This window comes from Actinomyces sp. S4-C9 (genome assembly GCF_000758775.1).
GTDB classification, from domain to species: Bacteria; Actinomycetota; Actinomycetes; order Actinomycetales; family Actinomycetaceae; genus Gleimia; species Gleimia europaea.
Genome location: NZ_JRMU01000010.1, coordinates 66,525 through 90,911, shown reverse-complemented (window position 1 = coordinate 90,911; position 24,387 = coordinate 66,525). Strand labels below are relative to the sequence as shown.

The 24,387-nt window shown below is 54.3% G+C and carries 19 protein-coding genes, 2 tRNA genes and 1 CRISPR repeat array; of the genes, 5 read left to right on the top strand and 16 right to left on the bottom strand.

The genetic code is table 11. The annotated features are described in order from the left end of the window. Positions 1 to 153 precede the first annotated feature (153 nt). The 9 genes from HMPREF1628_RS04885 to HMPREF1628_RS04845 form a co-directional block, all read right to left on the bottom strand. Entirely contained in the window at positions 154 to 339 is a 186-nt protein-coding gene (locus tag HMPREF1628_RS04885; RefSeq protein ID WP_034500319.1) for a hypothetical protein, read from the bottom strand. 115 nt (positions 340 to 454) lie between these two features. Continuing rightward, positions 455 to 2,315: a CRISPR direct-repeat array (repeat unit 29 nt; unit sequence GGGGTCATCCCCGCATGCGCGGGGAGCAT). Positions 2,316 to 2,376: 61 nt separating this feature from the next. Then, positions 2,377 to 2,772 (bottom strand): type I-E CRISPR-associated endoribonuclease Cas2e, encoded by a 396-nt coding sequence (cas2e, locus tag HMPREF1628_RS04880; RefSeq protein WP_034508681.1) that lies wholly within the window; start codon positions 2,770 to 2,772, stop codon positions 2,377 to 2,379. Positions 2,773 to 2,780: 8 nt separating this feature from the next. Next, positions 2,781 to 3,710, bottom strand: a complete 930-nt coding sequence (gene cas1e, locus HMPREF1628_RS04875) for a type I-E CRISPR-associated endonuclease Cas1e (RefSeq protein WP_034508677.1) — start codon at positions 3,708 to 3,710, stop codon at positions 2,781 to 2,783. A gap of 8 nt (positions 3,711 to 3,718) precedes the next feature. Then, positions 3,719 to 4,390, bottom strand: coding sequence for a type I-E CRISPR-associated protein Cas6/Cse3/CasE (cas6e, locus tag HMPREF1628_RS04870; protein WP_034508672.1), 672 nt, complete (start codon positions 4,388 to 4,390; stop codon positions 3,719 to 3,721). 2 nt (positions 4,391 to 4,392) lie between these two features. After that, positions 4,393 to 5,100, bottom strand: coding sequence for a type I-E CRISPR-associated protein Cas5/CasD (cas5e, locus tag HMPREF1628_RS04865; RefSeq protein WP_034508668.1), 708 nt, complete (start codon positions 5,098 to 5,100; stop codon positions 4,393 to 4,395). Next, positions 5,097 to 6,224, bottom strand: coding sequence for a type I-E CRISPR-associated protein Cas7/Cse4/CasC (gene cas7e, locus HMPREF1628_RS04860; RefSeq protein ID WP_232219387.1), 1,128 nt, complete (start codon positions 6,222 to 6,224; stop codon positions 5,097 to 5,099). Before cas7e ends, cas5e begins: the two co-directional genes overlap by 4 nt. Beyond that, positions 6,221 to 6,835 (bottom strand): type I-E CRISPR-associated protein Cse2/CasB, encoded by a 615-nt coding sequence (casB, locus tag HMPREF1628_RS08645; protein ID WP_052038883.1) that lies wholly within the window; start codon positions 6,833 to 6,835, stop codon positions 6,221 to 6,223. Before casB ends, cas7e begins: the two co-directional genes overlap by 4 nt. Then, positions 6,825 to 8,495, bottom strand: coding sequence for a type I-E CRISPR-associated protein Cse1/CasA (gene casA / locus HMPREF1628_RS04850; RefSeq protein ID WP_052038882.1), 1,671 nt, complete (start codon positions 8,493 to 8,495; stop codon positions 6,825 to 6,827). Before casA ends, casB begins: the two co-directional genes overlap by 11 nt. Continuing rightward, positions 8,488 to 11,385 carry a CRISPR-associated helicase/endonuclease Cas3 gene (locus tag HMPREF1628_RS04845; protein ID WP_034508665.1) on the bottom strand — a complete coding sequence of 966 codons (2,898 nt, stop codon included), beginning with the start codon at positions 11,383 to 11,385 and terminating at the stop codon, positions 8,488 to 8,490. The genes casA and HMPREF1628_RS04845 overlap by 8 nt, the downstream gene beginning before the upstream one ends. A 272-nt stretch (positions 11,386 to 11,657) precedes the next feature. On the opposite strand from HMPREF1628_RS04845, the gene HMPREF1628_RS04840 reads away from it, so the two are divergent. Beyond that, positions 11,658 to 12,644 (top strand): diaminopimelate dehydrogenase, encoded by a 987-nt coding sequence (locus HMPREF1628_RS04840; protein WP_034508662.1) that lies wholly within the window; start codon positions 11,658 to 11,660, stop codon positions 12,642 to 12,644. Between the two features lie 129 nt (positions 12,645 to 12,773). Here HMPREF1628_RS04840 and HMPREF1628_RS04835 read toward each other — a convergent pair whose 3' ends face one another. The 3 genes from HMPREF1628_RS04835 to HMPREF1628_RS04825 are packed head-to-tail and all read right to left on the bottom strand — an operon-like array spanning position 12,774 to position 14,733. Continuing rightward, a complete protein-coding gene (locus tag HMPREF1628_RS04835) occupies positions 12,774 to 12,998 on the bottom strand; it encodes a helix-turn-helix transcriptional regulator (RefSeq protein WP_034508659.1) in 225 nt (74 codons plus the stop codon). After that, complete coding sequence (locus tag HMPREF1628_RS04830; RefSeq protein ID WP_052038881.1) at positions 12,998 to 13,840, bottom strand: ABC transporter permease; 843 nt, start codon at positions 13,838 to 13,840, stop codon at positions 12,998 to 13,000. The genes HMPREF1628_RS04835 and HMPREF1628_RS04830 overlap by 1 nt, the downstream gene beginning before the upstream one ends. Beyond that, the gene (locus HMPREF1628_RS04825) at positions 13,837 to 14,733 is read right to left on the bottom strand and encodes an ABC transporter ATP-binding protein (RefSeq protein ID WP_034508656.1); all 897 of its coding nucleotides are present in this window, start codon (positions 14,731 to 14,733) and stop codon (positions 13,837 to 13,839) included. Before HMPREF1628_RS04825 ends, HMPREF1628_RS04830 begins: the two co-directional genes overlap by 4 nt. A 180-nt stretch (positions 14,734 to 14,913) precedes the next feature. Here HMPREF1628_RS04825 and HMPREF1628_RS04820 point away from each other — a divergent pair, with 180 nt between their 5' ends. The 3 genes from HMPREF1628_RS04820 (at position 14,914) to HMPREF1628_RS04810 (ending at position 18,314) form a co-directional block, all read left to right on the top strand. Beyond that, positions 14,914 to 15,783, top strand: coding sequence for a fructosamine kinase family protein (locus tag HMPREF1628_RS04820; protein ID WP_034508652.1), 870 nt, complete (start codon positions 14,914 to 14,916; stop codon positions 15,781 to 15,783). Positions 15,784 to 16,218: 435 nt separating this feature from the next. Further along, positions 16,219 to 16,947, top strand: coding sequence for a glycerophosphoryl diester phosphodiesterase (locus tag HMPREF1628_RS04815; protein ID WP_034508647.1), 729 nt, complete (start codon positions 16,219 to 16,221; stop codon positions 16,945 to 16,947). Between the two features lie 35 nt (positions 16,948 to 16,982). Next, positions 16,983 to 18,314, top strand: a complete 1,332-nt coding sequence (locus HMPREF1628_RS04810; protein WP_034508644.1) for an MFS transporter — start codon at positions 16,983 to 16,985, stop codon at positions 18,312 to 18,314. A gap of 139 nt (positions 18,315 to 18,453) precedes the next feature. Here HMPREF1628_RS04810 and HMPREF1628_RS04805 read toward each other — a convergent pair. Continuing rightward, positions 18,454 to 18,529, bottom strand: a tRNA-Arg gene (locus HMPREF1628_RS04805). A gap of 96 nt (positions 18,530 to 18,625) precedes the next feature. After that, positions 18,626 to 19,018, bottom strand: coding sequence for a rhodanese-like domain-containing protein (locus tag HMPREF1628_RS04800; protein WP_034500404.1), 393 nt, complete (start codon positions 19,016 to 19,018; stop codon positions 18,626 to 18,628). A 324-nt stretch (positions 19,019 to 19,342) separates the two neighbouring features. Between HMPREF1628_RS04800 and HMPREF1628_RS04795 the strand changes: the two genes are divergently transcribed. Beyond that, positions 19,343 to 22,327 carry an ExeM/NucH family extracellular endonuclease gene (locus HMPREF1628_RS04795; protein ID WP_232219386.1) on the top strand — a complete coding sequence of 995 codons (2,985 nt, stop codon included), beginning with the start codon at positions 19,343 to 19,345 and terminating at the stop codon, positions 22,325 to 22,327. 92 nt (positions 22,328 to 22,419) lie between these two features. Here the strand turns inward: HMPREF1628_RS04795 and HMPREF1628_RS04790 are convergent, their stop codons facing one another. Together HMPREF1628_RS04790 and HMPREF1628_RS04785 are read right to left on the bottom strand one after the other, a co-directional pair. Then, positions 22,420 to 23,997: an SLC13 family permease gene (locus HMPREF1628_RS04790; RefSeq protein WP_034508639.1), complete on the bottom strand. Its 1,578-nt coding sequence runs from the start codon at positions 23,995 to 23,997 to the stop codon at positions 22,420 to 22,422. 296 nt (positions 23,998 to 24,293) lie between these two features. Beyond that, positions 24,294 to 24,383, bottom strand: a tRNA-Ser gene (locus HMPREF1628_RS04785). Positions 24,384 to 24,387: the final 4 nt, after the last annotated feature.

The following is a 24,387-nucleotide window of genomic DNA, read 5'->3' as shown; positions in this document are numbered from 1 at the left end:
GAAAGAAAACGAGGGGCAAGCCCCGATCGTTAAACCTTGGTCTAGTCCATAATTTCAGGACATCGGGGGACCCCTCAAGCCAGCAGTTTACGCCTTTTGTCCTCACACCGCTATAGGTTTCCCGGCCTTTCGGGGGGATTGTGTTTGGTGTTGTTACTTGGTGCGCTTGTCTTTCTTGGCTTGTTTTTCTCGCTTCGCTTCTTTAGCCTCGTATTGCTTAATGTATTCACGCGCCTCTTTGAACTGCTTGCCTCCTCCGGTTGCTTTCTCGCCGGTGTCTAACGCCCACTTTTCTTGGATGGTGAGGCGGCGGGGGTTCTTAGGGTTAGTGCGGGTCATTTGTGATTCTCCTTAGCCGGTTGATTTGCTCGTTGCCATAGTAGGTTACGCGCGTGTTCGCGTAATCGCGACTGATTGGTTGCCCGTAGATTATGAGCTGGCTTGGGGTTAGCCGGGGGTCATCCCCGCAGGCGCGGGGAACATGCAACCAGCATAATCACCACAGCTATCTCGCAGGGGTCATCCCCGCAGGCGCGGGGAACATCTCGCCGAGTTCTAAGATCCATGCTTCTTGGACGGGTCATCCCCGCAGGCGCGGGGAACATGCTGCCTTGCCTGCGTGTTGTTTGTTGTACCAGGGGTCATCCCCGCAGGCGCGGGGAACATCCTGTATCTATTGATCCTGGTGATGCTGTCCAGGGGGCATCCCCGCAGGCGCGGGGAACATACTGTGCACCGGAAAGACCCGGCGTTGTACTCGGGGTCATCCCCGCATGCGCGGGGAACATTTACGCAACGTGGCGGCAAGCTTGACACCACGGGGGTCATCCCCGCATGCGCGGGGAGCATTCCCAGATCGCGCCGGCCATAGATCCAATACCAGGGTCATCCCCGCATGCGCGGGGAGCATGCCTGGAGCGTCTGGCCCGGCAGGAGCTAGTGGGGGTCATCCCCGCATGCGCGGGGAGCATAGGAGCGTTGCAGTGAAACCGGGTTTAACACCGGGGTCATCCCCGCATGCGCGGGGAGCATATGCGGCCCGCTACGGGGTGAGAACCAAAATCGGGGTCATCCCCGCATGCGCGGGGAGCATCCTCGCGCCGTGTTCGCGACTTCTTCGTCAATGGGGTCATCCCCGCATGCGCGGGGAGCATTCGGCCTGTTTGCCTTGGAGGCCTCGTTGTGGGGGGGGTCATCCCCGCATGCGCGGGGAGCATTCGTTCCGTGTCCTGTCCTCTGATACTCGATCCGGGTCATCCCCGCATGCGCGGGGAGCATCGTGGTGATCCGCGCGCCTTGTAGCGTGAATCGGGGTCATCCCCGCATGCGCGGGGAGCATACTTTTTGAATAACACGCCCCTTATGCGTTGGGGGGTCATCCCCGCATGCGCGGGGAGCATGTCCGTACTCCCCCGAATTGATGCCTTGCTAAGGGGTCATCCCCGCATGCGCGGGGAGCATCGTGGGATGAGGCTACGGAGGCGCGCGAGTCGAGGGTCATCCCCGCATGCGCGGGGAGCATCTGCGAGTTCTTCTTGTGTCAGTCCTCGCATAGGGGTCATCCCCGCATGCGCGGGGAGCATCTAACGTGCCCGCCGCCAACAAGGTAGTGATCGGGGTCATCCCCGCATGCGCGGGGAGCATCGCTGTGCGATCACTGGTGCGGCATCAAGGATGGGGTCATCCCCGCATGCGCGGGGAGCATGTCCGTGGCGCAGCTAGTCACGCCGCCACCGGGGGGTCATCCCCGCATGCGCGGGGAGCATTTCAGGAAGCGGCCCGCGCCGCGTCTCTAACCGGGGTCATCCCCGCATGCGCGGGGAGCATAATGATGTGTATGGAGGTCGAGACCGGTGACTGGGGTCATCCCCGCATGCGCGGGGAGCATGCCGCCTGTTCTTTTAGTTCTTGCCTGAGAGCGGGGTCATCCCCGCATGCGCGGGGAGCATCACTAGGCGTGTAACGCAACTCCGGGTCGCCCGGGGTCATCCCCGCATGCGCGGGGAGCATCACGTGGCCGCGCGGGTCTGGATTGTCTGCCTGGGGTCATCCCCGCATGCGCGGGGAGCATGGTAGTTCTTCACCCTCCGGAACCGTTTTGCGGGGGTCATCCCCGCATGCGCGGGGAGCATACAACCCCAACCAGCTTGAGGATCAGTCGGTTGGGGTCATCCCCGCATGCGCGGGGAGCATTACCCGGTACACAATCCAAGTTGGCATTGACGGGGGTCATCCCCGCATGCGCGGGGAGCATTCGCCTGTACGCTTTGTCTCTGCGGTCTGTGCGGGGTCATCCCCGCATGCGCGGGGAGCATACTTAAAAATCGTTGATTTCCTAAGGAATTAATTAAATCATAACCGTGTTTCTGACCAACTTTATTTGCGTTGCCGACGCTCGATCGAGTTTTTATAGTAACGTCTACGCCCCGCAATCGACCATCCCGAAGCCTCGCGCACCTTCGCACGATCCGTCACTTTGCCCGTAACTTCCTTGCCCGACAAGTCAGGCCTGCGAATGAGAGTCATGCCATCAAAGTCAGTAGCTTCCCAAGCATCACCAATCGTCTTAATCCCTAAACGCTGCTCATTCCTTTGAGGAAAGATCAAGGTGGCCCTGCCGTTACCAATATTCTCGCAAGTAAACTCCCAAATCTGATCTCTAACTCGTGCAGACACCGTTCCTACAAAAACTCCTGGCGACACTTCAAGCAACCACATCGTCAACTCGCCACGCAAACCCGTTGACACTGCAGTTGTTACCAGAACCATCATGAAAAGCCCTAGAAATCAGCGTAATTCGTACCAGCAGCCACAGAACTTTGCTTCAAGTCCCACAACGAAACTACGTTCGCTTCCAACTGCTCAGCCGTCACAGTCTCGCCCTCTAAAAGAATCTTCACATCACGAACAGCACGTTCAATGATCTTCTTCTCAAATATGCTGTCCCGCATCTTCTTCCTCGCCATTACAACGCAATCATCCGGATAGTCACGAGCAACATCAAACGCAATAGGAATCGAAGTCTCAGCCTTATATAAATCTGCTATGTCATAAACGAAAGACCTGTCATGCCCCACATGTACAAAGCCAAGACCAGTAGAACAACCCAATGACACTATGACCGCGTGTATCACGCCATAAAGCGAGTAATTTGCAACCGAAAGAGCCTGATTAACAGGATCGCCATCACTAAACCGATTAGGATCGTAAGCCCTCCGAGTCCAAGGCACTCCCGTCCGTAGCGAGTTCTCCTTATATATCTCCCGCATGCGTGCGCCCTCACGCCCCCGCAGTGAACGCATACTTAACGCAGAGACATCCTCTCCGGCAAAACGCAGACTGTACATTGATCGCGCAACCTCAAGACGCAGCCTCTCGTTTGAAACTTTTCTCGCCTGCTCTTGTAATAGAGCCGTAGACTGCGCCAACGACCTGCCGTGCGCGTAATAGCGCACAGAGTTCTCCCCCACCCAAACGCATGTAACACCGCACTCCGCCACCAACGAAACCGCCTGATGACTAACGCTAGTTCCAGGCCCTAACAGCAAAGTTGTAATGCTCGCTGCTGGTAAGCGAACCGTGCCTTTCTCATCTCGTATAGTTAAAGAGTTTTGATCGCGGTGGATAACGCACCTCTCCACATACAAAAATGAAAGACGATCAGTTACACGCGGTAATGCGACACGTTCGAGCGGGGGACGTGAACTCATTACATTTCCTACCTAGCAGGACTCAAAGTCATCAACCCACATCCATATGCTTTCGCTCGCCCGATCCCTCCAACGAGCGCAATACGTAGCAGATCTGGATCGACCACTTCTAGAACACCCTCATACGTGACAACGCGTAGCGAAACCCTGCGGCCTCGATCCGCACCCTTAGAGAAAGAGAGCTGCTGACTTCTGGTTACATCAACAGCCGGAGCCTCTGACCCGTCAGGAAGAGCTTGTGACACAACTTTGAAGCCATGCTGAGACGCTCTCTCCAACAACCAACGTATTTGATGTTCAGGAGTCTTGTGTCCAACCAGTTTGCCTCTCCCACCCCTCACAAACTCCTGTTTCACAGGATTCGCAGTCAGACGGAAATGAAACTGCTGCCTCTTAGCCAGATTCTCAACAAGCGGTGAATAATCTCTACTCACTGCCGTAGGAGTCTCGGGCCAGCCCGCCTGTTCTTGAATGACCGCCAGGTCCGGTTTCATTTCAGAAACCACATAGAGGTAGGTAGCCCGATCATCGTAATCTACCCGCCACAGTACGCGGCCGTTAGCATCAGCCATCGATCGAGGGAAACAACTAAGCACAGCAGCGTGCATGCGTTGCGGGCTACCAAGCAGTTCCCGCGCGCCACGCTTGTTGGGGTTCAACTCACATCTGCTGAGATACACAGCTATCCCTCCAATGCACTGATCGGGTCATGAACCGGCTTGGTTGCTTCAAGCATTACCACCGAGGTTCGCGCAACTCTTCGCCAAGCATACTTTCGATACGTGCGGTCAAAACTAACCGGAACGTCCCGCGCGGTTTCAACAAAGCAAGCTGGATCGGCATCATTCTCAGCATTTGCGTCAAATACCAGATCCGCCCTGTATCCAACGCGAAGTTGCCTCTTCTTAAACCAGTCACTCGCCTGCCATGGCAAGTTAGGTGGCTCCAGCGCCTCCTTCACCCCCAGGTCAGACATGCCGATAACCAGGGGAGTCGTTGGAGGGCAAGAGCGCCTACCCAAAAACAGGGGAAACACCGGTGCGTTTAACGCATCCTTGACGGTTTCTAAAAATTCACGGTCCCCTTCGAGGGCAACTGTAAACACCGCATCAGCAAGATAAAGTCGCCGCGTCAAAGGCATCTTCCTCCCACTGTCATTTTCAGCCGTTTGAAAATCCTCCAAGAGTGTGCCTGGCTGATCGGTTCGCACAGCCATTTTCAGGCGCGCTAGATCATCTACAGACGCATCGCGAGGCCGGCCCAGAGCGGCAGCCAAAAGCCCTACAATTCCGGACTTAGTTGGCTCCCGTCTCGTACCACGGACCGTAAACCTCGAGGAATCACCCCACGATTGAAGAGGTCCCGCAACTCGAATCAGAAGCGTAGTCACTCGCCATCACCTGTCGGAATTGCGGTAGCCGCCACTTGCGTCGCAAGCGAATCTAGCGAGAACTTGTTATCCGTAAGCTTTGTAAGCGAGCCAGCAGCTCTGTCCGCAACCATTACAAACTGGTCCTTTGGATCCCCATAAGCCTCGTACATGGTTTGCGCATAGTCGACCAGCGAATCAACAGACTTTTTCACGTACCCGTCGCCGCGGTCGGAACGAATTGCGGACTCAAACGCTCCTACCAAAGACATCGGCCCCTCACGCAAAGTCACATAAACACCTGCCGGCAGCGTGTTGTTAGCAAACGTGTTCACCTTGCCTGAAGGCATAGAACTAACAAATGCTTTAAGGAAAGCTTCCACAACATTGCGCGCATCATCTGAACTTTCGAGATTTAAAATTAGCTGGCGCACATTGATCGTCGCATAACGGTACAGACAGGAAGATACGAACTCTACGGTTGTTATCATCGCAGCACCCGCGTCAGTCTTATCAGTCATCGCTTTGTAGTCATCAACCGCTGTTAAGTAGTCAAACTCGGCTTCAACAGCATGCGTAGAAATAGCGTGGGCCACTTGACATGCAGCATCAATATTCAAAGCAGGCGTATTAGCCACCATACGCCCAAACAGGGCCATGTCGAAAGCATTATCAGACTGCAAGGCTTTCATAGCTTCAGCCTTCTTCGGCTTACCCTGGCTCTCTAACGCCAGATTAGCCAGGGCCCGAACCTGGGTTTTAGAGAGGAAGAACAGCGTCTTCAGCTCCTTAGCCTTCTCCTCACCATCACCGTCAGTCTCAGTTACGGCTTCCATGCCAAGATCAAGCGGTTTGAATACGCCTTCAGCTAGAACAACTGCCCGCTCAGCTGCCTCTGGGTCCAGTTGAACAATTTCTTTTGCAACCAGTTCAATAGCGCGCTTAGTGCGAGTGCCCAAATACTCTTCCGAAACGAAATCTGCAAACGTCTCGCGGGTAGCTCTCTTCCAAGATTGCGAAGAGACTCGGTGGCGCCTAACACCACCGTATAGCGCAGTCTTTGGGCTTCCCGTCTCATCACGGTTCACATTGGAAGAAGGCAGCGGTTGAATAACGTGAATGTCAATAAACATGAGAGTCCTCACTTGTCAGTTAGTTCTTTATCAAGATTGTTAGATACGTAGTCTCGTGACCAGGCCCGCCGAACCCGTTCCCGGCCAAACGCGGAATCATAGTCGAATAGGTCTTGCACCAACTTGTAGTAGTCGAGCTTGATATTCGCCCCGCGCATCATTGATATGAGAGATGCAATATGGCGAACTAACTCGTCAAACGAGACTGCTGTAGCGGCTGCGTTCATACGCCTTCGCACCCCTTCAGACTCGCTTCCCTCTATAAAAGCCAGCTGCCTCGCCGCCCCAGCAAAGCTGACACCTTCCTTGTGCATCAGATCCGACTTGCTTTGCTGGTGACGCGCAAACAGACACATCGCGGCATGAACCACCCGCTCTTCATGAGTTAACCGTTCGCCTCTGATAGGAGGCATCAACCCATCAGGCACATGCGTTAAATCCCAAACCTGCGGGTCTGCCGCATATGGAGAAAAAACAGACCTCCGCATGGTGGCAAGTTGACCTTTCGAAGTGGAATCACCAGCTTCTGCTTTCGCATACAACGAGCGAATTCTGGCTACCACCAGTTTTGCGAGTTGGTTTCTTTTCTCGGTGTAACTCAACAACTGAGCTTCACTGCTCATCAGTTTCATCCCCCTCGTATTTTCTCAAAGTTTTACTAACAGCCATCCTCAGGAAGATTTGCGCCTTCCCTAAACTCATGGACTCGTTCCCCAAGTAGGCGGCTTCGTTGACCGATCTTGACAGCTCTTCTTCACGCTGTCGCACAACATTTCTAAGCTGATCCGCCCATCGATGACGGGCCTGTTTCTCACTTGAACCAACTGAAACAAGCCAGCGTCTGAATAGTTCATCCAGAATGAAGAAAACAATTTGTTTTTCTTTCGCTCGGGCCAGAGACGCCTGATTAGAGGATGCACTTATCGACGCTGCCTTCAACAAGTTGGAAGCAAAATAAGAAATCTGCGTGACCACATCTTGGGTACATGAGAGCGTGTCTACAATAAGTCGCCGCATCGAAGTGCTCGATAACAAAGAGGCAGGAAGAAGAATACGATCGTCGAATAACTCAGCATAGGACGATGACCGCGACCCGTACACATAACCCACGCCCCGCAGTGGAATGATCTCTTCTCCGTTCACAAAACGTTGCCACACCAGGTGCGCATTCCATTTGACGATTGCGGAGGGCAAGTAGCGAGGAACTTCCGTCTTATTACGACCGAGATATTTAGGACTGGTTCCGACCAGTACCGATTCCAAACCTCTCCACATTGCAACGGACGGGTCATACATTCGCGGCATATACACATCAGTCTTAAATTTTCTTGACTGCGGATCCGAATACCGCCATGTACTCATCGTCTCAAAAGCCTGCTTGTGTTGCGGAAGAATTTTGTCTCCCTGCGCGAGCAAAACTGAGCGAACGCGATCCCGTTCCCTAAAGAGCCGGACGCGGCGTGACTGCCACGTCAAAAGCTCGACAATGCCGTTAAGCGGCGCTTGTTCAGCACCCACTGGGCCTCGCTGTTGCGAAGTGTCTGGCGCTCTCTCCCAGGGCGCTAGATCACCAGCCGGATTCGGGTATTCAAGCTGAAAATCCGCGAAAAAATCTATCGGAACCAGGTTACGAAGAATCGTTTGATGCAGGTTTTCGGCCTCAACCCAAATCAGTCCCAGTTGGCCTGCCCAACCTGTACCTATGGAGTAGCCTTTCCCGCCTTTTACTCGCGGATCGCCTAAAGCTCCCGACTTGATCCCAGATGTATCGTAAGACTGACAGTGGACGAGCCACCTTGCAGCTTCAGCGATACTTACCGACTCCGCCCCTTCTCCGCTTCGCATGACCATGAAAGGCTCGCGATCCGGAATCTCCGCAATGATCTTCGCTATCGAATCCGTCTTACCTGACTTAGTTTCGAGATCCGCAACCTGCATGAAAGGCGAATCCGCATCAAAAAGCCAAAAACGATCTATTGTCCGGTCAAGGTATTCTTCGACCGTGGAATACATCAGCGTCGGATCTTTCCACGCGTCTTCCCAGTTTTCAAAGTCAAAGATCTCAACAACATCCTCGTCGTCAAACTCACGATAAGCGCAATACACGATTGCCAGTAGCAGCCGCAAAATCGCGCCATCCATCGTTCCTAACTCCGATGAAATAGATCGAATATTCTCGGCATCCCTAAATACTTCTCTCAATGAAAGCTCACGAACACTCCCGTCAAGGAGGGTCACGGGAAGCCACCCTTCTTCTACAAGATTGAAGTATCTATCAGTCATCCTTGACCTCCTCAAGACCTCTTTCTCGTGTGTACCTCAATTTTCTTCCAGCCAACACGACCTGCCCATCTCGAAGCGGCAAAACAAGTTGGCCTGCAATCAGCCTGTTTTTCTGCCAGTCATCAACATGATAACTAAGTTGATCTAATATTTTATCAATATAGCGAACATCTGCGGCGAACCCGGGCAAACGCACCAATGATTCGCTCAAAAGTCTCGCTTCTTCGTCAGATATAGGCCCGTTCATTGGCAGGAACCTAGCATCGCGGTCACTTCCCGGATCAAAAATCTTCCACACCGGGTTCTCCGCAGTTCCCTCATCTTCAACGAGTAGGACTTCTATTGAATCTTCTCCATCACGGACTTTAGCTCTGGCGAACGCATCATCATCTGTGGTTGATGCATAGAGCCAATCGGTTAATCCTTTCTTGCCTTCACTTGGGCTACGCAAGCGGAATGCGTTTGCGCCTCCTTTGCGAAACCGCACGACATCGGCGGCTTGTTGTTCTAACCCGGATTCAGCCGTTTCCCACCTGGGGTTACTTGCACCCGCGCAATCAAACACCTGAAATGTCAGTTCCGGTATTTCATCTGGGATCACCAACTGACGCGGTTGCTTCATACGTAGCAACTCGGCGGTGCGAAGCAGATGCAACGGTTCGTAGACGTTCCACTTGATAGATTTCATCTCTTGCGGAGTGTCGTTACCTAAATCCGGAACACCAACTAAGAAGCACTTGGGTGTACGAAGCCGTTCGGGCCGCTCACGTTCATGGCGATGAACCCTACCAATCCGCTGAAAAACCAAGTCGATAGGCGCTAAATCAGTGATTATTGCGTCGAAATCTAAATCCAGGCTTTGCTCAACTACTTGAGTTGCTACCACGATTTGCCTTTTCGGCCTCTGTACATCCGGGTCGGGCTTCCCGAATCTCTTAAGCAACCAACCATCGTTTTCTGAACGATGCTTAGATGTGAATCGAGCGTGCACGAGCCGCACGTCCTCTCCGAAGAGCTTTTGAAGCTCGCCGTACACCTTCTGCGCATCCTTGACAGTATTGCGAACTACTAGCAGGCAGCCACCATCGTCAAGTAAACGGCTTGCAAGGCCAGGAATGTCTCGCTCTTCAACGAACTCGTAATTGACGCACTTTGCGGGCAAAGCCTGTGGCATTTCGAGACTCGTTGCCCTTTTTCGTTTCGTGTAGGTGAGTACTGGATAAGGCAAATCTGGTTTGCCATCTACAGAATCACTAATCTTTCTGGCTCGGGCCGTTTTCTTCTCCCCCACTTCGTCTCGCAACATTGCTCCACGCCCATACGCATCGGTGATCTCTTGCCGAATACTCGGACTTAAGGTTGCCGACAGTGCTACGACCGGTACGCCATAAGCACCCAACCATTCCAAAGCCGTATAAAGGTATTCACGCATGTAAACGTCAGCAGCGTGCACCTCGTCAATGACCACAACTTTTCGACTAATCCCCATGTGCCGAAGCGCCAAATACCTGGCTCGCAAAGCAACCATCAACAGTTGATCGATTGTTGCAACAACGATCTCAGATAAGAGACTCTTCTTGCCTGACATCCATGGCGAGCGAACCGTCTTTCCAGTAACACTCAATTTACTCTCAGACGCGTCTGGAATGGAAGGAGTGTAGCTTTCTGAGTCAAACCCGAAGTCCCACGCACTGTACGAATTCGCGAATTCCATGTTCTGATACAGTTCATTCATCTGAGCTTTTCCATGCATCAGCGCCATAGTCGCTCGACTTGCGTTACCGGCAAGATCCGTACCAGATTCAACCCAATTTTTAACGCGAGCGAACATGCTGTCCGTAGTGCTTTGGGTAGGCAACACCATCAGAATTCCGGAAGCCCCGCTCCTTTGAGCGAGAATCTCTGCCGCGAGCAATCCTGCCTCTGTTTTCCCCGCGCCCATGACATCTTCAATCAAAAGAATTCCCGGAGCGTCCATCTCTCTCGCAACGTTCAATACCTCTGCTTGAAGTGGACGCGCTACCGCAGACGGCCCTAACCCGAACCTGCGCCTAACCACTTCATCAGCGTCACCCTCCAAGCTTGTCGCTTCCCAAGTTGGGGAAATATGAACCAGATTCCAACCGCGTTCCACGCGCTGACGGAAAAGTTCTTCATTTTCTAAATATTTTTGCGGCTCCTGCGACCCCACGGGGAAGATCGGAAAATAGCGGTCATTTGAAGCAATCCAGTCCGAGATAATAGTCAGCCCTTCAAGAACCACTAACGCCGCTTGCGTCCAGTGCGTATCCCTAACTTCATCCTCAAAAGCCTTCATCCCTGAACGCTCGAAAAGCCAATCCAAAAGCTCGGCTCTGGACTCAACCCAACCTTTAGAACCCAAAGCGTTTTGTGAACCCCGAACATCATTAAGGTCAAAAATCGAAGCAGGCACCCCATGGTGACCACCAACGACCGACCCTAATGCAACCGCTGTACTCCGTCCCCATGAACGTCCCAACAGGTAGTCGGTCACAAACTCCGCACCAACCAATCCATGCTTCAAAACTGAACGAGTTTTCGGAAGCATAGAAGGATTATCGAATCCTAAATCAATCACGTTCACGTGTAGCGCAGGCACTTTCCCCGAAAACGGCGGACTTGCCTTGCCGATATCGTGGGCGCCCACAAGGAATCGCGCGAGTGCTTTGACCGCTTCTTTCGAAAGCCTTCTAGGGGATTGATTCATCAGCGTCTCGAACTGCATGGGCGCGATCCACTCTTCTAAACATTTGTCAGCCACCCCCATCGCGTCCATGGAATGCAAGTACAGGGGCAGCCAGGCCGTTGGTTGGCCACCCTCATAGTTCGAGCTCTTCGCCCAAAGTTTTCGCGTCGCTGCGTTAAGCATTTGCCCCTCACAAAGTGTCATCTTTTAGGTTGTTTTTATCTAAGCAGAGGGTACGGACATTATTTTTGAAACCCACTAATCACTCGCCTGGCGACAAGGCAAACCCCACACACGCGGAGCACATGTACCACCAATCGTGATCAGCACAAACGAGGCGGCAAACCCCACACGCGCAAGAAGAATGAAACCCACCTGCCCCGAACCACATGATGAACTGCGGATGCGAGGGGCGCGGTAAACGCGGAACACTATAGGCAACGAAAGGAGAGGTCATGTCAGAATCACGCAAGATACGAGTTGCCATTAACGGGTACGGAAACCTGGGCCGCGCAGTTGAGCTGGCCGTACATGAAAGCCCCGACATGGAGCTCGTTGCCATTTTCACCCGCCGCGACCCAGCAAGCCTGGGAACCAAGTTTGCCCCGGCAGCGCCCATTGAGGACGCCCCCAAGTACGTGGGCCAAGTGGATGTTTGCGTGAACTGTGGGGGTTCGGCCACCGACCTCGTAAATCAAGGAACGCAGTTTGCGGCGCTGTTCAACACGGTTGATTCTTACGACAACCACTCCAACATTCCCGCCTATTTTGATTCGGTCGACGAGGCCGCCAAAGCCGCGGACCACGTCAGCGTGATCAGTTCCGGTTGGGATCCCGGCCTGTTCTCTCTGACCCGCCTCATGGCGGAGGCTGTACTGCCAAACGGCTCTACTACAACGTTTTGGGGGCCGGGAGTATCGCAGGGGCATTCGCAGGCGGTTCGCCGCATCGAGGGCGTGGCTGACGCCGTCCAGTACACGCTTCCCGTAGAAGCTGCGAAAGAGAGCGTTCGCGTCGGCCAGAACACTGAGCTTTCCACGCGGGACAAGCACACGCGCCTTGTCTACGTGGTTGCGCAAGAAGGCGCTGACAAGGACGCGATTCGCGAAGCTATCGTCACTATGCCTGCCTATTTCGCAGACTATGACACGACGGTTGAGTTCATTAGCTCCGAGCAGATGGCCAGTGACCATTCGGGCATGCCGCACGGCGGCGAAGTGATTCGAGCCGGCGAGACGTCCCCGGGCACACACCAGGCGATCTCATACAGTCTCACCCTCGAATCTAATCCCGAGTTCACTGGCGCCATGGTTGCCGCAACCGCACGGGCAACCGCACGCCTATTCGAGGCTGGCAAGCGCGGGGCGGCAACCGTTTTCGATATTCCCCCGGCCTACTACTCGCCAAAAACGCCCGCACAGCTTCGCAAGGAACTTCTCTAAACCGCAAAGCGCGAGACAGTCAGATAAATGTACCGGCCCCTGCGCGTGCAAGGGCCGGCCTCCCATCTACTCTCCTACTGTGTTTGCTATCGGCGGCTGGTTGCAACAGCCTCACCGGCGAATAACAAATCAGCGCAAAGGCGGGAATTCTTTTAAAGAAAATAGGGACTCAACTGGAACGTCGAAGAACGCAGCCAGTTGGAGTGCAAGGGCAAGCGAGGGGGCATACTCGCCGCGCTCTAAGTAGCCAACCGTCTGGTAGTGCACGCCAAGGGCATCGGCAAGTTCGCGTCGCGAGACTCCCCTGTCTGCCCGCATAACTGCGATGCGGTTGTAAACTCGATCCTCAGCCATTACGCACCCAATTGACTACGAAGATTATTTTGCATTTTCTGCATTGCTCCTATGGACTCGTGGCGGAAGAAGCGTTTGATCAAGAACGATGCAACGAAATACCCGGCTACGAGCCACAGAGCAAGAATACCCGAGGCTAGCAAGGGCTGGAACGATCCAACTACCTCCGCGGCGCCGGCCTGGGCGGGCATCACCACGGAGCGCACAAGGTGGCCAGACCAGAACGTTGGCAAAACCAGCTGCACCGCCTGCACCGGTCGGGGCAAAATATCTAAAGGAAACGCGATCCCGGAAGTCGCGAACAGAGCGAACACGCCCAGAACAATCACAACATTTCCATACATTTCTCGGACCAGGCTTCCGAGAATCAACCCAATGGGAGCGTGCGTAGCAACAGCGAACAGCATAACCAGCACTACCAGCAGGATGGTTCCCGTACCCAACTGGCTCATATCAAAGAAAACGAATCCACCGATCAGAATTAGAATCTGCATAAGTAACACAACGATGCCGGTCGAAATTGATTTACCGATCGCCCACGCCATCGGCCCATTCGGTAGCGACCTGGCGCGCAACAGAACCCCGGAACTACGTTCCATCATCATCTCTGAAGTCAGCTGAATGATGATTAGCATCGAAAGTCCCGCAGTCATCGAAATGACCATGTACCTGCCGATCGAGGTCCCGATCTGCTCCAAGGCTTTGCCATCTATCCATTTGCCAACACCTAAAATCACCAGGGGTGTGAAGAATAGATTGAAGATAGCAGCGCCCAGTAGGTTTATGCGCATCTCGGCCTTCACATGCATGCCGATCATTTTCAAGAATCCAGACACTTTCACAGCGCGCCTCCCGTAGCCTCGGCTGGTTTCACTTCCACCGCATAGTTGTTTTTCTTGTCATCGACGAGGGCAAGGTAGGCGTCCTCTAACGTGGGCCGCGAGATTGAAAGGCCGGTTATAACGTCTAGATCCAACGTTTTCACAAACGGTTCCACCTGATTGGTAGCGTGAACAAAACGTTTGCCGTCTTGTTTCCACGTAATCTGTGCAGGTTTTACAAGCTGGTCACTAAGTTCAGGTACGCTGGCATCCGCGATGAGCTTGCCGTCTTTGATAATGAGGATGCGCGACGCCAGCTTTTCAGCTTCATGCAGGTCATGAGTTGTTAGCACAACGGTTGCTCCAAGGTCTGCGGAGGCACTCACTATGTCATGGATCATCGCCTTCGCCTCCGGGTCGAGGCCGGTGGTTGGCTCATCGAGCAAGAGCAGGTTGGGCTTGGAAATCATGGCGGCGATGAAGTCTACGCGCCGGCGTTGACCGCCAGATAGAGAACTCATTTTCGCTTTTCTTTTATCCCCCAGACCCTGGCTTGCCAACAGCTCGAACGGGTCATACGTGTCTGCGCCGATACTCTCATGTGCGTATTGGATCCACTTCAGGTGCTCTTCTACGAGCCACTTTTCGTGGTCTTTCCAGTGTTGTTGCACGAGGCCGATCCGCGTCCACTCACGGGCAGAAAACTCAGACGGATTCTTTCCGAATACCTTTATGTCACCCTCGTCTGGCCGAATGGAGCCCATGAGGGTTTCAACGAAGGTTGTTTTGCCAGCACCGTTTGGGCCGAGGATAGCTACCACCTCTCCCCTGCTGATCGACAGGTCAATGCCACGCAGGGCTTGCACTTTCCCGTAGGCGAAATGCAGATCGTGCGCTTCTATCAAGGCAACCATGCACCCTCCCAACAATCTATATAACTTACATTTCTAAATATAGCACTTCTACTATATTTGACAAGACCTCAGCTACTTTACTCTTGGTAATTGAAACTTCTACGCCTACGAACCTGCATAACCACACCAATCGCACCCCGGTCACTCGCGCATCCACGCCTGCTTTGCAATAGTGGAAGCATGAGTGTTCGCCGCAATAACGACGTGTTTGTCAAAACTGATTCAGCAAACCCAGATGCACCGCAACTGGAAGCGCTGGGTTTGCAGTGGCTTGGTGAAGCCATGGAGTTTGGTGGAGCACACGTGGTGCCCGTCGTCAGCGTTAAAGATGGAGAAATCTCGACGAGGGCGGTGCAAAGCAGCTCGGTCACGCAGGAAGCGGCGTTCCAGTTTGGTCGAGCTTTGGCGCTAACACACGCGCAGGGAGCGGACTACTATGGGCAGGCTCCCATGGGCTGGGAGGGCCGCGGCTGGATGGGGATGGCTAACCTGTCATTCACAAGGCCCGGAGAATACTGCACGTGGGGCGATTTCTTTGCGCAAGAACGCATCTTGCCACACCTTCCAGCAGCCATTAACAATGGAGCGATTCCGCGCGGATACATGCGGGTTGTTGACCAGGTGTGCGAACGCCTTCGCGACGGTGATTTTGATGCGCCCGAGCCCGCCCTCGTCAAAACATCTGCTTCCAGGATCCACGGCGATCTTTGGAGCGGAAACGTACTGTGGTCGCGCTCTGACCTACTTGATTGGGCGCCTGCAAATGCCGGACTCGGCACCACTCATCAAGACCTACCAGGAACAGTAGGGGTGCTGATCGATCCGGCAGCATGCGGCGGCCATGCGGAGAAGGATCTGGCTGACCTAAGCGTGTTCGGCCAGCCCTACCTGGGTGACATTTATGCCGGTTACGAGGCCGAATCTAAGCTTGAACCCGGCTGGCAAGAACGCATTGGTTTACATCAGCTTCACATTTTGATGATCCACGCGGAGCTGTTCGGCGGTTCTTACGGGGACCAGGTGATAGCAACCTGCAGGCGCTACGCATAACCGCAAGCCCCTGGGAACAAGGCGCGAAAGCGTAAGAAGCAAGCACTACTGCGGGCACTCACACGCCGCCAATCTTAAACCACTAAGACGGAGATTAGGCAACACAGACGGTGCCCTGCTCTCGCGAGCAGAGAGCTATTAGATACGCCAGGCAAACAGCTAGCCAAACATTTGAACAGACGTCAGGCACTCGGGAGAAGATCCAAAACTCTGCTCAGAGGAGTGACCTAGCTCACCTTGTTAACCCATTGTTAACGCGTTAGACACTCAATTTTCACATTAGTCATGTTTATTTCTGTCCTCCCAAGCTGGAAAACTCGTTAGAAGAACTGCACATTTTGGTCAGCAAAACACGTCTGAGCAGCATTTTTGATTTTACCTACTCAATTTGACGGTAATCTGGGATCCTTATCGGTTAACAAAGAGGTTTTAAAAATGGATAAGACAATTTTCGCTCACCGCGGCGCCAGTGCCATCGCTCCCGAGAACACCATGGCCGCTTTCAAGAAAGCAGTCGAGGCCGGCGCCACCTGGATCGAGACAGATGTGGACGTCCTGAAGGACGGAACACCAATCCTCATTCATGATTCGTCTTTGGATCGCACAACGAACAGGTCTGGTAGCTACTACGACCTCACGGTTTCTGACTTGGATGACATTGACGCAGGCTCCTGGTTCTCCCCCGAGTTCGCGGGCGAAAGAATCCCCACGTTAGCGCAGCTCGTGGCTGTCATGAACGAGACGGGCCTTAACGCGAACATCGAAATCAAGTCGAACGAGGCCGGAGCGCAAATGAGCCTCCAACTGGTTGACGCGATTTTAAAAGAACTCGAAGCCCTAGATGGTCCGCAGGTGATCATCTCTTCGTTCAACCACGTGCTGTTGAAAATCTTCAAGGACAAGGCGCCCCAATACAGTGTAGGCGCACTGTTCGTGGCCGAAAACCTATGGGATGACTGGAAGTCCATCCTCGAGCTCGTAGGAGCCGACTACATTCACCCTGACGACTCCGCACTGACCCGCGCGCAGGTGCAGGCGTTCCGCGAGGCCGGATACGGGGTGAACGTTTGGACGGTGAACTCCCCCGCGCGGGCAAATGAGCTTTTCAACTGGGGCGTGACCGGTATTTTCACCGACGTCGCACACCAGATGCTAAAGAAATAAACCCATCACATTTCGACTAAGAGAAAGAAATACAAATGGAAAGTGCAGCAGCTTCTGGAAAGAAGAGCCGCCTCCCGGCGTTTTTGCGCCGCGGCAAGGCCGCCCCGTTCCTAACGGTGGTAATGGCCGGTCAGCTAACGTACTCCGCATTCGAGGCATTCAAGGGATCGTTGATGATCCCACTGACCAACGTCCTTGGCATTTCGATTGGCCAGTTCGGTATCCTCATGGGCTGGCTAGGCATCGCGATGTTCCTTTACGTGCCAGGAGGCTGGGTGAACAACCGCTTCACCATCCGCCAGCTCCTGGTTGCCTGGTCCGCGTGGCGCTGTGCCACCGCGCTCATCCTCTTCTTGATTCCCGGTCTTAGCTTCAACGTAATGATCGCGATCGCAATATCGTGGGGTGTTTGGGACGCCATCGGCTGGCCCGCAGTGGTTAACGGTGTTGCGTTTATTTCTAAGGACGAAGATCAAGAGGGTCGCGGCCTTGCAATGGGTCTGCTTGAGTCCATCCGCCGCGCCGCTGAGTTTTTGATGAACCTCATCGTTGTTGGTCTGCTCGCAGTATTTGCAGACCACGCCACCAGCGTCATGCGCATCATGGCAATCCTGTACACGGTCATTCTGATCCCGCTGATCTTCGCAATCCTTCGTTGGGTGCCTAAGAACGCTGTTGCGCAGGCTGAAAGCGAAAGCGATACGCAGAACAAGGCTGCTCTGCGCGGCCTCATTCACGTTCTTGCTCGTCCGCGCGTTTGGGCTGCTGGCATTGCCGCACTGTGCGTCTACTGGTCGTACGTCAACCTGATCTACTCCTCCGCTCCGTACCTTTCCCTGGTGTTCAAGGCAACGGATGCGCAGGCTGGCGCGTTCGGCATTTTCAACACGGGCCTCGTCGGCATTTTCGCAGGCCTGGTAGCTGGTCTTCTTGCGGATTACGTATTCAAGTCCTCCACTCGCATGATGGCCGTGGCACTAACCGTTACGGCTATTGGTTCGATCGCGATCTTCATGCTTCCACCCACCAACATTTGGGTTGCGATGGTTCTGCTGTTCATCATGGCGTTCGGCGTCTTCATGGGTAAGGCAGTTATCCTCGCCCCGATTGCCGAGTTGAACCTTCCGGACGAGATCAACGGCTCGGCAATGGCTGTAGGCTCATTCCTCGCTTACGCTTCGATCCTGTGGGGCAACCCCACCACGGCTGGCCTGGTGGATCGCGCAACCGAGGCGGGTAACCCCGCGGCTGGATACCAGCAGGTGTTCATGATTACCGTGGGCGCTTCGGTTGTTGGTGCGCTTGCCGCATGGGCGTTGGATTACACCAATAGGCGGATCGCACGCAAAGCTGAGGTAGCTGCGTAAACCATCATTTGAGTTTGTCCACTAAGAGGGGCGCTTGGCATCAGCCGGGCGCCCCTTTGCTTGCCCGAAGCCAGTGCCGATTAATACGCTGGACAATTGGATAAGCACCCAGCCGATGGGTCTCACCGAGTGGGTGCTTTGGCGCGCTCGAAGGGATTCGAACCCCCAACCTTCTGATCCGTAGTCAGATGCTCTATCCATTGAGCTACGAGCGCATTGGTTGTTACCTGAACAAGTTTAGTGGGTATTCCGGCAAACAACCAAATCAACAGGTTGTCATACTCGCCACAGTCCAAGCGGCAGGCGAACCGTCACTTGACGATATCGATCCCCAACGTCGCCGAGGCATCCTGAACCCCACCAACATTAGTTACGTTCTTGAAACCCTTCTGCTCCATGATCGCTACCGCCTTGCCGGAGCGCTGACCGGAACGACAGTAAACGGAGTAAGCCCCATTAGGATCCAGAGAGGCAATGGCGTCCTCGAACCCCGGATCAGTAACGTCAATGTTCACTGCGCCTTCCAAGTGGCCTTCCGCATACTCTGCCGGCGTGCGCACGTCCAAGATGGTGCCAGCTTCAACAACGCTTTCCATGGTTACTCCCTCATTTTCTTTTGTTTCAGTCTGACTATCCCCAGCGCATCCAGCTAAAGCGAAGGCCGCGAGCGACACCGCGAGCGCCTGGGCAACCAACTTCTTCACGCGATCCTCCAATACACAGATGCGGAAATGGTCATTTAACAAAAGCTTGCCGGTATTAACAACAGTTGTCTAGTTGGACATCAACGACACAACGCTGAAAAGTCACGCATTAAATGTGAAAAGTACACCCTTTCCGTTTAGTAGCATTAAACGGCGAGTTCGGTCAGGACAACCTCCCAACCGGCTGGCCAAGAGCAAAACGCCTTGAATAACGCGCGCGCAACCGGAGGTGCCGAAGGTATGCGTTGCCGCTGTTACAAAGACGTACATATTTGCCTCAGCGCGACGTGAATAAGAAATCTCAAAGAGACTAGGAATCTTATGGTGAAGCTCAAACGCTTTGCGGGTGGGATTGCGGTAGCCGCTGCGGGCGCCCTGATTCTAACCCCGCTCACCCCCGTGCCGTCCCTGGCAACCCCAGCGGGCGACAACGTAGTAATCAACGAAGTTTACACGCGCGGAGACAGTGCCGACGGCACGCTTCGTGACTTTGTTGAACTGTACAACCCAACAACTGAAGCGATCTCGCTTGACGGCATGTCACTTCAGTACTTCAGCAAAAAGAACCTAACTGCCACGAAAGCCAGCGTCTCTCCTCTGCAAGGAACGATTGCAGCTAAAGGATACTTCTTGCTTGCTGGAAACTCGGCAGACAAGAACGGTCAACACGAAGCCTTCCAAAAGTACGATCCGGACGCTCAGGGCAACTTCAGCCTTGCCGGAAATGATGGAAGCGTCATCCTGGCAAAAGGCACTGAAGCTCTAACGGTTGCGGGCGATACTTCCGCAGACGCAAATGTAGTTGATGCCTTTGGATGGGGCGACACAAAGGTTTTTGAGTCCGCTGCAAATGCAAACAAGTCAAAGGACGACAAATCGTTCCAACGCGCGAGCGGTGCGGACACCAATAACAATGCTTCCGATTTCTCAGTATCGACTACTACCCCACAAAACAGCAAGAGCACTACTACCGCTCCAGAACCTACCGATCCGCAAACGCCAGAACCGTCTGATCCGCAAAACCCCGAGCCGGTAGCCAACATCATTTCGATTGAGGATATTCAGGGCACCGGACCAGCCTCAACGATGGTGAACCAAACGGTGACCACGCGCGGCGAAGTCACTGCGATCTACCCCACCGGCGGTTTCAACGGCGCTTACATTCAGTTCAACGGCACCAACCCGGACGCTTCGGACGCGATTTTCATTTACTCGAAGGACTTCGCCAAGCAGTTCCAGATTGGCGATTTCGTTGAGGTGACCGGCAAGGTAAGCGAATACCAGACTAAGGGTGCTACCACCTCTTCAACGCAAATCTCCGCCACGTCGTTCAAGAAGATTGATCGTCCCGAGGGCGTGGAAGCAATCCAGCCTCTAGAGCTCGAAGCGGCGCCAGATACCGAGGAAGGCCGCGAGGCTCTCGAGGGCATGCTTTTGCGGATCACCAAGGCTCATACGGTTACCGATAACTACGGAACTAACCGCTACGGCACGGTGCTATTCACCACGCAGGACAAGCCTCTACGCCAACCCTCTGACGTTTACCATCCGGCAAGTAATCCCAATGAGATTGGGGCACTCGAAGCTGCTAACAAGGCCTCTATTATTGCTCTCGATGATGGCCAATCTACGGATTACACCAATTTCAAGTACCCGAACCACCTCATTCCGGTTCCGTACCTGAACGTCAATGACCCGCTCCGCGTAGGCTCGAAGGTCACCATCAAGAAGCCGGTGGTTTTAGACTTCCGCTTCCAATGGAACTACCAGCCAACCGAGCCGGTGAATGTTAAGGGCGTGGACAACACCGATCAGTGGATCGACATCACTAACAACGAGCGGCCAGCAGCCCCGGGTGATTTCAGCGAAGCCGGCGCTAACCTGACCCTCACCTCTTTCAACGTCCTGAACTACTTCACCGACCTGGGTGAGAACGAAGCAGGTTGTAAGTACTACCAGGATCGCGAGGCTCGGCCCGTGACCGCCAACTACTGCAATGTTCGCGGCGCATACTCCAAGGCTGCTTTCGAACGTCAGCAGGCAAAAATTGTTGCTGCCATTAACGAGTTGGATTCCTCCATCGTTGGCTTGGAAGAGATTGAGAATTCAGCCAAGTTCGGTCACGATCGAGACGAGTCACTAAAGCAACTCGTACAAGAGCTGAACAAGGCGGCAGGTGCCGACAAGTGGACTTTTGTTCCTTCCCCTGAGGACGTTCCCGCAGACGAGGACGTCATCCGCTTGGCCTACATCTACCAGCCGGCAGAGGTAACCCCCATTGGAGATTCCTCGATCCTGATGGGTAGCGAATGGTTCACGGGTTACGCTCGCGAACCGCTGGCCCAAGAATGGCAGGCACTTGACGAGGGGCAACCGGTTGGCACCAAGTTCGTAACCGTTGTTAATCACTTCAAGTCCAAGGGTTCCCTTGCGAAGAAGTTCGAAAATGACGAGGACGAGTGGCAGGGCAACAACAACCTGCTCCGCATCGCGCAGGCTCAGGAAGTCACCAACTGGGTGGCCGCTCAGTTTGCTGGCAAGCCAGCCATTCTGCTTGGTGATCTGAACTCCTACTCTAAGGAAGATCCTGTTCTTACCATCGAGGAGGCCGGCTACACTTCGGTTGCTGACATGTTCAACATCCAGAATGCTTCCTACCTGTTTGGCGCACGCGTTGGCTCGCTTGATCACGGCCTCGCAAATGATCTTGCGAAAGATCTGGTGGTCGGAGCTGACGTTTGGGACGTGAACGCGATGGAGCCGCTTGCATTCGAATACTCGCGTTACAACTACAACGTGAAAGCGGATCAGCTGTTCGATCTGACGCCGTACCGTTCGTCTGACCACAACCCACTCAAGATGGGGCTAAAGACGTTCGAGAAGACGCCAGAACCCGGCGATCCCGGTGAGGGCATGGTTGTGACCCCAGCTGCGCCGGAGTTCATCAATCCGTCTGCCTCCGATCCGGCCTCGTGCACGGTTAAGCCGTTCGCAACGGTTAAGGATATGGAGGGCGTGAAGTACACGGTTACCGTGGACGGCAAGGAGCTCAAGGCTAACGCCGAGGGCAAGTTCGTCTACCCCTACGGCAAGACGATCATCGTCAAGGCCGAGCCGGTAGACGGATTCACGTTCGCACCAAACGCCAAGACCGAATGGTCTTGGACCGCAATGATGAACGGCAAGTGCAACACGGGTGTAAGCAAACCACTGGCTAAGACCGGTGTTGAGACGGGGCTTCTCGCCATTGTTGCCCTAATGCTTGCAGGTGCTGGAGTTGGCGCGGTTCGCGCCTCGCGAGTGAAGTGATTCCACCTCACAAATCAGCGCTATAGCAACTGAATAGGCTAGTCCCCCGATGTGAAACCATCGGGGGACTGACTTATCTAAGCGGCTGGTGATTACAGGACGAGGCCGAACACCGGAACCGCGAGAGCGTAAGTTGTGATCGTGATGAGGACGATGCCGATCAGGTTCAGCCACAGGCCGCCCTTCACCATCTCGCCGATCTTCACATAGCCAGAACCAAACGCGATGGCGTTCGGAGGAGTTGCCACAGGAAGCATGAACGCACAGGTCGCGGCAAGCGCCACCGGGATGGTTAGCAGCATGACGTTCTGCGGTGCGCCATCCGTGAGGCCGATGCCCACGGCCACGCCACCGATGATCGGCAGGAACGCAGCTGCGGTTGCCGTGTTGGACGTGAGTTCGGTGAGGAAGATGATGAGCGCAGTAATCGCAACAACAATGAGCAGGGTTGGCAGCACCGATAGTCCTTGCGCAACCTGGCCAATCCAAATGGACAGCCCCGACTCGGTGAACATCTTGGACAGGGCGAGGCCGCCACCGAACAGCAGGAGGACGTCCCACGGGATTCGCTCGGCCGTCTTCCAGTCGATAACGCGGATTCCTCGGCGCGCATCAACGGGAATGAGGAACATGAGTAGCGCCGCAGTCATACCGATGCCAGCGTCAGCAATGTTGAGGCTCGATCCGGTGATCTTCAAGATGATCGGAATGAACACCCAGGATAGTGCTGCAAGTAGGAAGATCACGCCGGTCATCTTTTCGCCGCGCGTCATCCTCCCCATTTTCTTCAGCTCGTCACCGATCAGCTCGCGACCGCCCGGAATCGTGTCCATTTCCGGCTTGAAAATGGTGGTTAGCAACAGCCAGCCGAGCATCATAAACACCACGGATAGTGGCACGCCAACCAGCATCCACTGACCAAATCCGATGTGAATGTCGTGGTTTTCCGATAGGTATGCAACCAGTAGCGCATTGGGCGGCGTACCAATCACGGTGCCCAGCGATCCAATAGATGCGGCGTACGCGATTGCGAGCATAAGCGCCGTAGAGAAGTTCTTCTGATTCTTGAATCCGCCCACGCGATCAGCCGTGAGCGTGAGGACGGACAGGCCAATCGGTAGCATCACAACTGCGGTAGCCGTGTTGGAAACCCACATTGACAAGAATCCGGTGGCGATCATGAAGCCAGCGATGAGGCGCTTAGGGCTGGTTCCAACCGTGCGCACAACCAGCAGGGCCAGGCGACGGTGGAGGTTCCAACGCTGCATGCCAAGAGCCAGAATGAAGCCGGACATGAACAAGAAGATTGTCGAAGAGGCATACGGAGCTGCGATGGCCTTGAAGTCGATGACCTGGAAGGTCGGGAACAGAACCAGTGGCACGAGCGCAGTGGCTGCCAGCGGGATCGCTTCGGTCATCCACCAAACACCCATCAGTACCGCACCCGCTGCGGTGAGTCTAAGCGAAGTGAGGCTGTAAACAGTTTCTCCGTCGGTAACGGTAGCGTTCACCAGGTCGGCTCCGCTCGATGGGAAAATTAGATAGACAATGCCGGCTAGAACAACACCTAGCAGGAGTCCGATCCAGCGACGCTTCCATTCAAGAGGAGATGGTGCTGAATCGAGAATCTCCTGAGGCATCCAAGAAGAGTTCTTCGTCTGGGAGCTCATGAGTATCTCCTTCGAGTACGTCTTTGCACTCGCGTGATTAGGACAGGGACCTGCTCGCATCCAGAGTCCCAGAACACCTCATCTCACGATAAGGAGCGTTACATCTCGCTTTTAGGGACTCTCGAGAACGAGTTATCGACAACGATACCCCTCGGGGTATACCAGTTCAACGATTCGAGCAAACGTTCAGGGCCACTGAAACGAATCCCGGACCGGCATCCACACGCAGGATCTACGCCCCTTCGCGCAATAAAAAATCTCGCGACACAGCGGGGACTTTGTCGCGAGACTTCACTTGGCGGAGCTGGCGGGATTTGAACCCGCGAGGGGCGAACGCCCCAACCTCCTTAGCAGGGAGGCGCACTAGGCCACTATGCGACAGCTCCAGAC

What these genes read in the sequence shown, in the direction of transcription:
- HMPREF1628_RS04885 (WP_034500319.1), bottom strand. Translation starts at nt 339, where the DNA reads ATGACCCGCACTAACCCTAAGAACCCCCGCCGCCTCACCATCCAAGAA.
- cas2e (WP_034508681.1), bottom strand. Translation starts at nt 2,772, where the DNA reads ATGATGGTTCTGGTAACAACTGCAGTGTCAACGGGTTTGCGTGGCGAG.
- cas1e (WP_034508677.1), bottom strand. Translation starts at nt 3,710, where the DNA reads ATGAGTTCACGTCCCCCGCTCGAACGTGTCGCATTACCGCGTGTAACT.
- casB (WP_052038883.1), bottom strand. Translation starts at nt 6,835, where the DNA reads ATGAGCAGTGAAGCTCAGTTGTTGAGTTACACCGAGAAAAGAAACCAA.
- casA (WP_052038882.1), bottom strand. Translation starts at nt 8,495, where the DNA reads ATGACTGATAGATACTTCAATCTTGTAGAAGAAGGGTGGCTTCCCGTG.
- HMPREF1628_RS04845 (WP_034508665.1), bottom strand. Translation starts at nt 11,385, where the DNA reads ATGCTTAACGCAGCGACGCGAAAACTTTGGGCGAAGAGCTCGAACTAT.
- HMPREF1628_RS04840 (WP_034508662.1), top strand. Translation starts at nt 11,658, where the DNA reads ATGTCAGAATCACGCAAGATACGAGTTGCCATTAACGGGTACGGAAAC.
- HMPREF1628_RS04835 (WP_034508659.1), bottom strand. Translation starts at nt 12,998, where the DNA reads ATGGCTGAGGATCGAGTTTACAACCGCATCGCAGTTATGCGGGCAGAC.
- HMPREF1628_RS04825 (WP_034508656.1), bottom strand. Translation starts at nt 14,733, where the DNA reads ATGGTTGCCTTGATAGAAGCGCACGATCTGCATTTCGCCTACGGGAAA.
- HMPREF1628_RS04820 (WP_034508652.1), top strand. Translation starts at nt 14,914, where the DNA reads ATGAGTGTTCGCCGCAATAACGACGTGTTTGTCAAAACTGATTCAGCA.
- HMPREF1628_RS04815 (WP_034508647.1), top strand. Translation starts at nt 16,219, where the DNA reads ATGGATAAGACAATTTTCGCTCACCGCGGCGCCAGTGCCATCGCTCCC.
- HMPREF1628_RS04810 (WP_034508644.1), top strand. Translation starts at nt 16,983, where the DNA reads ATGGAAAGTGCAGCAGCTTCTGGAAAGAAGAGCCGCCTCCCGGCGTTT.
- HMPREF1628_RS04790 (WP_034508639.1), bottom strand. Translation starts at nt 23,997, where the DNA reads ATGAGCTCCCAGACGAAGAACTCTTCTTGGATGCCTCAGGAGATTCTC.